Origin of the sequence: Pseudomonas sp. LS_2 (assembly GCF_042709235.1) — a bacterium.
Classification (GTDB): Bacteria; Pseudomonadota; Gammaproteobacteria; order Pseudomonadales; family Pseudomonadaceae; genus Aquipseudomonas.
Window position 1 is genome coordinate 1 of record NZ_JAVAYC010000057.1, and the last position, 9,054, is coordinate 9,054.

Consider the following 9,054-nt stretch of genomic DNA (forward strand, 5'->3'; position numbering starts at 1 on the left):
CTGGTATCGGATTTTCTAGAAACCCCGGCTTGGACTCAAATGCTTAAGTGAACAGCATTACGCCTAGGCGGGGCTTTTTCATGGCTGGCTAGCAGGCTCAGGCTTCGGCAGCCTTGGCGGCGGCTTCCTTGATGAGGGTCTGCAACTCGCCCTTCTCGAACATTTCCAGGACGATGTCGCTGCCGCCGACCAGCTCACCGGCGACCCACAGTTGCGGGAAGGTCGGCCAGTTGGCGTACTTGGGCAGGTTGGCGCGAATTTCCGGGTTCTGCAGGATGTCGACGTAGGCGAACTTCTCACCACAACCCATCACAGCCTGCGAAGCACGTGCCGAGAAGCCGCACTGCGGGGCATTCGGCGAGCCTTTCATGTAAAGCAGAATGGTGTTGTTGGCGATCTGCTCTTTGATTGTTTCGATGATATCCATGAAGCACCTCGGCTGAACTTTCCGACGCTGATGTCGGCACGGTGACGCATTGTATCGGAAATACCGAGTGATGTGCTCGGTCATATCGATCACGCCGCCTCCACCTGTACCGGTACACCATTCAATGCCGCATTGCCCGACAAGGCATCGCGCAGCCGTTCATCGGTCAGGTCGTTGGCGCTCACCCCTGGCTGCGCGTGGGCGATCTGCATGCGCACCCCCTGGCGTGCGTGACCATAACCATGGGGCAGGCTGACCACCCCCGGCATCACCTCCTCGCTGGCCTGCACCTGCACTTCGAGACTGCCGGTGCGCGAGCGGATGCGTACCCACTGGCCATCTTCCAGCTGGCGCTGCGCCAAGTCCCGAGGGTGCATCAACAACTGGTGCCGGGGCTTGCCTTTGACCAGGCGATGGAAGTTATGCATCCAGGAATTGTTACTGCGCACATGGCGACGGCCTATCAGCAGCAACTGGTCCGCGGCCGGCGGCAGCTCCCTGGCCAGGCGCTGCAGATCGTCCAGCAATACCTGTGGCGCCGCCTCGACAGCGTGACTGGTTGTGCGCAGGCGCGCCGCCAGGTTCGGTTGCAGCGCGCCCAGGTCCAGGCCATGGGGATGCTGGTCCAGCACTCCCAACGACAAGCCCCAGCTAGAAGCCTCGCCTCGCGGGCCCTTGCGCAGGGCCAGGTCGATCATTTGCGCAGGGGCGATGGTCGGCTTCAGTTCCAGCTCGGCACGCGCGGCAAAGGCGCGCGCCAGGCCGACGAAGATCTCCCAGTCATGCAGCGCGCCTTCCGGCTTGGCCAGGATCGCCCGGTTGAAACGGGTCACGTTGCGCACCGCCAGCAGGTTGAAGGTGCTGTCGTAGTGGTCGTTCTCCAGCGCCGAAGTGGACGGCAGTATCAGGTCGGCGTGGCGGGTGGTTTCGTTGATGTACAGGTCGATGCTGAGCATGAACTCCAACCCCTCCAGCGCCTGGTCGAGTTGGCGGCCGTTGGGGGTCGACAGCACCGGGTTGCCGGCTACGGTCACCAAGGCGCGCACTTGCCCTTCGCCGTCGGTCAGCATTTCCTCGGCCAGCGCCGCCACCGGTAGCTCGCCGCCGTACTCGGGCAAGCCCGACACCCGGCTCTGCCACTGGTTGAAATGCCCGCCCGAGGTGCTGGCGACCAAGTCGACGGCAGGCTCGGTGCATAGCGCGCCGCCTACACGGTCGAGATTGCCGGTGACCAGGTTGAGCAATTGCACCAACCAGTGGCACAAGGTGCCGAAAGTCTGCGTGGACACGCCCATACGCCCGTAGCACACCGCTCGCCTGGCACTGGCAAAATCCCGGGCCAGTTGGCGGATAGCGTGGGCCTCGACGCCGCACAGGGCAGCCATCGCCTCGGCGGAAAACGGCGCAATCGCCTCGCGTACCTGCTCCAGGCCGTTGACCGGCAGGTGCGAGCCCTGGGCCAGTCCCTCGTCGAACAGGGTGTTGAGCAGGCCACACAACAACGCGGCATCGCCCCCCGGACGAATGAACACATGCTGGTCGGCCATCGCCGCCGTCTCGCTGCGCCGCGGGTCGACCACCACCAGCCGCCCGCTGCGGGCGCGCAGGGCCTTGAGGCGCTTTTCCACATCAGGAACAGTCATGATGCTGCCATTGGACGCCAGTGGGTTGCCGCCCAGGATCAGCATGAAGTCGGTGTGGTCGATGTCCGGGATCGGCAGCAGCAGGCCATGGCCGTACATCAGGTGGCTGGTGAGGTGCTGGGGTAGCTGGTCCACCGAGGTGGCGGAGAAGCGGTTGCGGGTCTTGAGCAGGCCGAGAAAGTAGTTGCTGTGGGTCATCAGGCCGTAGTTGTGCACGCTCGGGTTGCCTTGGTAGACGGCAACGGCGTTACGCCCATGGGCCTGCTGGATGCTCCAGAGCCGTTCGGCGGCCAGGGCGAAGGCTTCGTCCCAGCCAATGGGTTCCCAGTGCTCGCCCACCCGGCGATGAGGTTGGCGCAGGCGGTCGGGGTCTTCCTGGATGTCTTGCAAAGCCACTGCCTTGGGGCAGATATGGCCACGGCTGAACGGGTCTTGCGGGTCGCCTTTGATCGAGCTGATCGAGGCCCGCCCGTCGGGCTCATGGCTGACTTCGATGTTGAGGCCGCAAATGGCCTCGCACAGGTGACAGGCACGGTGATGCAGGGTCTTGGTCATGGCCGCCTCTGCCTTTTGTTATGTCGTTGTTCTGGAGCCTGGAACTATGCACCGGGCCAGGTCGTAGTGCCACGCAGGTTCGCGATGTGAATCCCACGACATCAGGCGGACGATTCGCGACACGGGGTTTGCCAAATCCCGGCCAAGCCGTGTACAAACCCTGTAGAAAATAAAAAACAGCACGGCCAGAAGGGTTTACGACACCCTTTGAAACAGGCCTGCTGTTTGCCCCCTTGGTTTGAGGCGACATTTAATTATAGTATTGCGCCTTTCCCTATTCCGTCCGCCCCGCGCGGCTTACGCCGCAGGTCACTCCCGTTGTCAAGAAAACCCATACGGTCGACCTGCAAAACGTTGCAGATAAGGTAGTCAATCATGAGCACCAGGCACTTTCTCTCCCTGCTGGATTTCACTGCTGACGAATTGCTCGGCGTGATCCGTCGAGGCATCGAGCTGAAGGACCTGCGCAAACGCGGCGTACTGTTCGAGCCGCTGAAGAACCGCGTGCTGGGGATGATCTTCGAGAAATCCTCCACCCGCACCCGAGTGTCGTTCGAAGCCGGGATGATCCAGCTCGGCGGCCAGGCCATCTTCCTGTCGCCACGCGACACCCAACTGGGTCGTGGCGAGCCGATCAGCGACAGCGCCATCGTGCTGTCGAGCATGGTCGATGCGGTGATGATCCGCACCCATGCCCACAGCACCCTCACCGAATTCGCCGCCCACTCCCGGGTGCCGCTGATCAACGGCCTGTCCGACGAATCGCACCCGTGCCAACTGCTGGCCGACATGCAGACCTTCGTCGAACACCGCGGCGCCATCCAGGGCAAGACCGTTGCCTGGGTGGGCGATGGCTTCAACATGTGCAACTCCTACATCGAGGCCGCCCGGCAGTTCGACTTCCAGCTGCGCATCGCCTGCCCCGAGGGCTATGAACCCGATGCGCGCTTCCTGGCCCTGGGTGGCGACCGCGTGCAGTTGGTGCGTGACCCACGCGAAGCAGTACGCGGTGCCCATCTTGTAACCACGGATGTCTGGACTTCCATGGGCCAGGAGGAGGAAACTGCACGGCGCCTGGCGCATTTCGCGCCTTACCAGGTCACCCGCGAACTGCTCGACCTGGCGGCACCCGATGCCCTGTTCATGCACTGCCTGCCCGCCCACCGCGGCGAGGAAATCAGCCAGGACCTGCTCGACGACCCACGTTCGGTCGCATGGGACCAGGCCGAGAACCGCTTGCATGCACAGAAGGCGCTTCTGGAATTCCTTGTAGAACCGGCCTACCACCACGCATGAGTCAACCCCTACTGCTCAACCTGCGCGACCTCGCCTGCGGCTATGGCGAGCAGCGCATCGTCCAGAACCTCAACTTGCACCTCAACGCAGGCGACATCGGTTGCCTGCTGGGCTCCTCGGGCTGCGGCAAGACCACCACCCTGCGCGCCATCGCCGGCTTCGAGCCTGTGCATGAGGGCGAGATCCAACTGGCCGGCGAGGTCATCTCCCGCGCAGGCTTCACCCTGGCACCGGAAAAACGCCGCATCGGCATGGTGTTCCAGGACTACGCGCTGTTCCCGCACCTGACCGTGGCGCAAAACATCGCCTTCGGCATCGGCAAGCACCCACGCCAAGCCGAGGTGGTCGAGGAAATGCTCGCCCTGGTCAAGCTGGACGGCCTCGGCGGCCGCTACCCCCATGAACTGTCGGGTGGCCAGCAGCAGCGCGTGGCCCTGGCCCGGGCATTGGCGCCGGAACCCCAGTTGCTGCTGCTCGACGAGCCGTTCTCCAACCTGGATGTCGAACTGCGTCGCCGTCTGAGCCATGAAGTACGCGACATCCTCAAGAGCCGTGGCACGAGCGCGATCCTGGTGACCCATGACCAGGAGGAAGCCTTCGCGGTCAGCGACCATGTCGGCGTGTTCAAGGAGGGCCGACTGGAGCAGTGGGATACGCCCTACAACCTCTATCACGAACCGCAGACGCCTTTCGTGGCCAGCTTCATCGGCCAGGGCTATTTCATTCGCGGGCAGATGAGCAGCCATGAGGCGGTCAGCACCGAGTTGGGCGAGCTGCGCGGCAACCGCGCCTACAGCATGGCGCCGGGTAGCTCGGTGGATGTGCTGCTGCGCCCGGACGATATCGTCCATGCGCCGGACAGCGCGCTGCGCGCACGCATCGTCGGCAAGAGCTTCCTCGGTGCATCCACCCTCTACCGCCTTGAGCTGCCTACTGGCAGCCAGCTGGAGGCGATCTTCCCCAGCCATGTCGACCACCAGGTCGGTCAGGACGTCGGCATTGCCGTGGCGGCCGATCACCTGGTGCTGTTCCCGGTGCCGGGCAGCATCGCTGCACAGCTGGCTCGCCAGGAGAACGGGGTTCGCCGCTACAGCGCGGCGAACTGAGTTGTGCTTGGGGCCGTTCTACGGCCCCAGCGCATTCAACCCCGGCCGATGTTGGCGAACTTGCCCTGGGTATGCTCGGCCAACACCGCAGCCGCCAGCTCCACCTCCAGCCCGCGCCGCCCCGCGCTGACATGAATGCTTGCAAATTGCTGCGCCGATTCGTCGATGAAGGTGCGCAGGCGTTTCTTCTGGCCCAACGGGCTGATTCCACCCACCAGGTAACCTGTGGCCCGCTGCGCTGCCGCAGGGTCCGCCATCTCGCACTTCTTCACACCCGCCGCGTTGGCCAGGGCCTTGAGGTCCAGGGTGCCGACCACCGGCACCACCGCCACCAGCAATTCTCCTTTCTCGCTGCTGGCCAGCAGGGTCTTGAACACCTGCTGCGGCTCCAGCCCAAGCTTTTCCGCCGCCTCCAAGCCATAGGACGCAGTCTTCGGATCGTGTTCGTAGCTGTGCACGCGGTGCTCGGCGCGCGCCTTCTTCAGCAGGTCCAGTGCGGGGGTCATGTAGGGTTCCAGTCGATGATTGCTCGCACGCTACTGTAGGGCAAATGCCCAACAGTCGGTACTGGAAACACGCCAGAACACGCTGGTCAGATTATGGCTGACCGTTCGGTTTCGATCTTTGACATCCGCGTTTCTTGTCTATATTTTTCGATTGTGAATATAAGCGCACCCTGCCGGTGCACGTTTCCTACAAATCAGCCCGCTGCCATGGGGATGCGCAGCGAGCGTTGTCGCTGAGAGGCCTGCGCCTCACAACAACAAGAAAGAGGTCATTGATGACGACTGCTGTACAACAACCCACCCTCGCCGGCCAGTGCATGGCCGAGTTCCTGGGCACTGCCCTGTTCATCTTCTTCGGCACCGGCTGCGTCGCCGCCCTCAAGGTCGCGGGGGCCAGTTTCGGCCTCTGGGAAATCAGCATCATCTGGGGCGTGGGCGTGAGCATGGCGATCTACCTCAGCGCCGGCGTCTCCGGCGCCCACCTGAACCCTGCCGTCAGCATCGCCCTGGCCCTGTTCGCCGGTTTCGACAAGCGCAAGTTGCCCTTCTATATATTGGCCCAGGTGTGCGGTGCCTTCTGCGGTGCGGCGCTGGTGTACACCCTCTACAGCTCCCTGTTCTTCGATTTCGAACAGGCCCATGCCATGTTGCGTGGCAGCCAGGCCAGCCTCGAGCTGGCCTCGGTGTTCTCCACCTACCCGCACCCTGCGCTGTCGATCGCCCAGGCTTTCGCGGTGGAGATGGTCATCACCGCCATCCTGATGGCAGTGATCATGGCCCTCACCGACGACAACAACGGCCTGCCACGCGGCGCCACCGCCCCCCTGCTGATCGGCCTGTTGATTGCGGTAATCGGCAGCGCCATGGGCCCACTGACCGGCTTCGCCATGAACCCGGCACGCGATTTCGGGCCAAAGCTAATGACTTTTCTGGCCGGTTGGGGCGAAATCGCCTTCACTGGCGCACGTGATGTCCCGTATTTCCTGGTGCCGCTGTTTGCCCCCATCCTCGGCGCATGCCTGGGTGCGGCCATGTACCGCGGCCTGATCGCCCGCAGCCTGCCCTCTACGCAAGAAGCTGGCGAACAAGCGAACGACAACCCCCAGGGCGATACGCAAGCTTCCCGATGAGCGGCCCTGACCTCCCTATTCCTGCAAGGCAACGACCATGACAGACACCCAGGATAAGCACTACATCATCGCCCTGGACCAAGGCACCACCAGTTCCCGTGCGATCATCTTCGACCGCGACGCCAATGTGGTCGGCACCTCGCAGCGCGAGTTCGCCCAGCACTACCCGCAGGCCGGCTGGGTCGAGCACGACCCGATGGAAATCTTCGCCACGCAGAGCGCGACCATGGTCGAAGCGCTGGCCCAGGCCGGGCTCAGCCATGCCCAGGTAGCGGCCATCGGCATCACCAACCAGCGCGAAACCACGGTGGTGTGGGACAAGGAAACCGGTCGCCCGGTGTACAACGCCATCGTCTGGCAGTGCCGCCGCAGCACCGAGATCTGCGCCCAACTCAAGCGCGATGGCCACGAGGCTTACATCCGCGAGGCCACGGGCCTGGTCACCGACCCTTACTTCTCCGGCACCAAGCTCAAATGGATCCTCGACAACGTCGAAGGCGCCCGTGAACGCGCCGAGCGCGGCGAGCTGCTGTTCGGCACCGTCGACAGTTGGCTGATCTGGAAATTCTCCGGCGGCAAGGTGCATGTCACCGACTACACCAACGCCTCGCGCACACTGATGTTCAACATCCACAGCCTGCAATGGGACGAGAAGCTCCTGGAGATCCTCGGAATTCCCCGGCAGATGCTGCCCGAGGTGCGCGCCTCCTCGGAGGTCTACGGCCACACCAAGAGCGGCATCGCCATCGCCGGTATCGCCGGTGACCAGCAGTCGGCGCTGTTCGGGCAGATGTGCGTCGAGCCTGGTCAGGCCAAGAATACCTACGGCACCGGCTGCTTCCTGTTGATGAACACCGGCGACAAGGCCGTGGCGTCGTCCCACGGCCTGCTCACCACTATCGCCTGCGGCCCGCGTGGCGAGGTGGCCTATGCCCTGGAAGGCGCGGTGTTCAATGGCGGTTCCACGGTGCAATGGCTGCGTGACGAACTGAAAATCGTCAACGACGCACTCGACACCGAATACTTCGCCAGCAAGGTCAAGGACAGCAATGGCGTCTACCTGGTGCCGGCCTTCACCGGCCTCGGCGCGCCCTACTGGGACCCTTACGCGCGCGGCGCATTGTTCGGCCTGACCCGTGGGGTAAAGGTGGACCACATCATTCGCGCTGCGCTGGAGTCGATCGCCTACCAGACCCGCGACGTGCTGGACGCCATGCAGCACGACTGCGGCCAGCGCCTGACGGAGCTGCGAGTGGACGGTGGGGCGGTGGCCAACAACTTCCTCATGCAGTTCCAGGCAGACATCCTCGGCACCTGCGTCGAACGCCCAAAAATGCGCGAGACCACGGCGCTGGGCGCCGCCTACCTGGCAGGTCTGGCGGTAGGTTTCTGGAGCGGCCTGGACGAGTTGCGCGACAAGGCGATCATCGAGCGCGAATTCAGCCCGCAATTGGATGAAACCCGCAAGGAGCAGCTGTACGCCGGCTGGAAAAAAGCCATCGAGCGTACTCGCGACTGGGAAGACCACGACGGCTGATTCGGCCTTGTCGGCCTTTTCGCGGATTACTCGCGAAAAGGCCGATGCTACTGAAAGCACCCACACTGGCCCTGACCTCCTTCCTACGGCATCATTGCAGCATTTGTCCGGCAGCCCCAAAGGACCGCCCATGAATCTGCCCCCCCGCCAACAACAAATCCTCGAACTGGTGCGTGAGCGTGGCTACGTCAGTATCGAAGAGATGGCCCAGTTGTTCGTCGTCACGCCGCAAACCATCCGCCGCGACATCAACCAGCTGGCCGAAGTGAACCTGCTGCGCCGCTACCATGGCGGCGCCGCCTATGACTCGAGCATCGAGAACACCGCCTACGCCATGCGTGCCGACCAGATGCGCGACGAGAAACAGCGCATCGCCGAGGCCGTGGCCCGGCAGATACCCGACCACGCGTCACTGTTCATCAACATCGGCACCACCACCGAGTCCATCGCTCGCGCCCTGCTAAACCACAACCACCTGAAAGTCATCACCAACAACCTGCATGTGGCTTCGATCCTCAGCGCCAAGGACGACTTCGAAGTGCTGGTGGCCGGCGGTACCGTGCGCCGCGATGGCGGCGTGGTCGGCCAGGCCAGCGTCGACTTCATCAGCCAGTTCAAGGTGGACTTTGCCGTTGTCGGCATCAGCGGCATCGATGAGGACGGCAGCCTGCTGGACTTCGACTACCAGGAAGTGCGGGTCTCCCAAGCAATCATCGCCAACGCCCGCCAGGTGCTCCTCGCCGCCGACTCGAGCAAGTTCGGTCGCAACGCCATGGTACGCCTGGGCTCGATCAGCCTGATCGACTGTCTGGTAACCGACCAGGCCCCTACCCCCGCGCTGACCCAGTTGCTGA

8 protein-coding genes are annotated in these 9,054 nt (G+C 63.4%); 5 read left to right on the plus strand and 3 right to left on the minus strand.

What is annotated here, in order from left to right:
* Nucleotides 1–97: 97 nt before the first annotated feature.
* Nucleotides 98–427, minus strand: coding sequence for a Grx4 family monothiol glutaredoxin (gene grxD, locus RAC97_RS24385; protein ID WP_375102175.1), 330 nt, complete (start codon nt 425–427; stop codon nt 98–100).
* Nucleotides 428–516: 89 nt separating this feature from the next.
* The gene (locus tag RAC97_RS24390) at nt 517–2,625 is read right to left on the minus strand and encodes a molybdopterin oxidoreductase family protein (RefSeq protein ID WP_375102176.1); all 2,109 of its coding nucleotides are present in this window, start codon (nt 2,623–2,625) and stop codon (nt 517–519) included.
* Nucleotides 2,626–3,000: 375 nt separating this feature from the next.
* On the opposite strand from RAC97_RS24390, the gene argF reads away from it, so the two are divergent.
* Both argF and RAC97_RS24400 read left to right on the plus strand, forming a co-directional pair.
* Complete coding sequence (gene argF, locus RAC97_RS24395; protein WP_375102177.1) at nt 3,001–3,921, plus strand: ornithine carbamoyltransferase; 921 nt, start codon at nt 3,001–3,003, stop codon at nt 3,919–3,921.
* The gene (locus tag RAC97_RS24400; RefSeq protein WP_375102178.1) at nt 3,918–5,027 is read left to right on the plus strand and encodes an ABC transporter ATP-binding protein; all 1,110 of its coding nucleotides are present in this window, start codon (nt 3,918–3,920) and stop codon (nt 5,025–5,027) included. The genes argF and RAC97_RS24400 overlap by 4 nt, the downstream gene beginning before the upstream one ends.
* Nucleotides 5,028–5,062: 35 nt before the next feature.
* Here the strand turns inward: RAC97_RS24400 and ybaK are convergent, their stop codons facing one another.
* Nucleotides 5,063–5,533 (minus strand): Cys-tRNA(Pro) deacylase, encoded by a 471-nt coding sequence (ybaK, locus tag RAC97_RS24405; protein WP_375102179.1) that lies wholly within the window; start codon nt 5,531–5,533, stop codon nt 5,063–5,065.
* 275 nt (nt 5,534–5,808) lie between these two features.
* Between ybaK and RAC97_RS24410 the strand changes: the two genes are divergently transcribed.
* The 3 genes from RAC97_RS24410 to RAC97_RS24420 all read left to right on the plus strand — a co-directional run.
* Entirely contained in the window at nt 5,809–6,663 is an 855-nt protein-coding gene (locus tag RAC97_RS24410; RefSeq protein WP_375102180.1) for an MIP/aquaporin family protein, read from the plus strand.
* A 37-nt stretch (nt 6,664–6,700) separates the two neighbouring features.
* Complete coding sequence (gene glpK / locus RAC97_RS24415) at nt 6,701–8,200, plus strand: glycerol kinase GlpK (protein ID WP_375102181.1); 1,500 nt, start codon at nt 6,701–6,703, stop codon at nt 8,198–8,200.
* A 130-nt stretch (nt 8,201–8,330) separates the two neighbouring features.
* The coding region (locus RAC97_RS24420) for a DeoR family transcriptional regulator (protein WP_379671516.1) at nt 8,331–9,054 on the plus strand (724 nt) is incomplete at its 3' end.

What these genes read in the sequence shown, in the direction of transcription:
- RAC97_RS24400 (WP_375102178.1), top strand. Translation starts at nt 3,918, where the DNA reads ATGAGTCAACCCCTACTGCTCAACCTGCGCGACCTCGCCTGCGGCTAT.
- argF (WP_375102177.1), top strand. Translation starts at nt 3,001, where the DNA reads ATGAGCACCAGGCACTTTCTCTCCCTGCTGGATTTCACTGCTGACGAA.
- RAC97_RS24410 (WP_375102180.1), top strand. Translation starts at nt 5,809, where the DNA reads ATGACGACTGCTGTACAACAACCCACCCTCGCCGGCCAGTGCATGGCC.
- RAC97_RS24390 (WP_375102176.1), bottom strand. Translation starts at nt 2,625, where the DNA reads ATGACCAAGACCCTGCATCACCGTGCCTGTCACCTGTGCGAGGCCATT.
- ybaK (WP_375102179.1), bottom strand. Translation starts at nt 5,533, where the DNA reads ATGACCCCCGCACTGGACCTGCTGAAGAAGGCGCGCGCCGAGCACCGC.
- glpK (WP_375102181.1), top strand. Translation starts at nt 6,701, where the DNA reads ATGACAGACACCCAGGATAAGCACTACATCATCGCCCTGGACCAAGGC.
- grxD (WP_375102175.1), bottom strand. Translation starts at nt 427, where the DNA reads ATGGATATCATCGAAACAATCAAAGAGCAGATCGCCAACAACACCATT.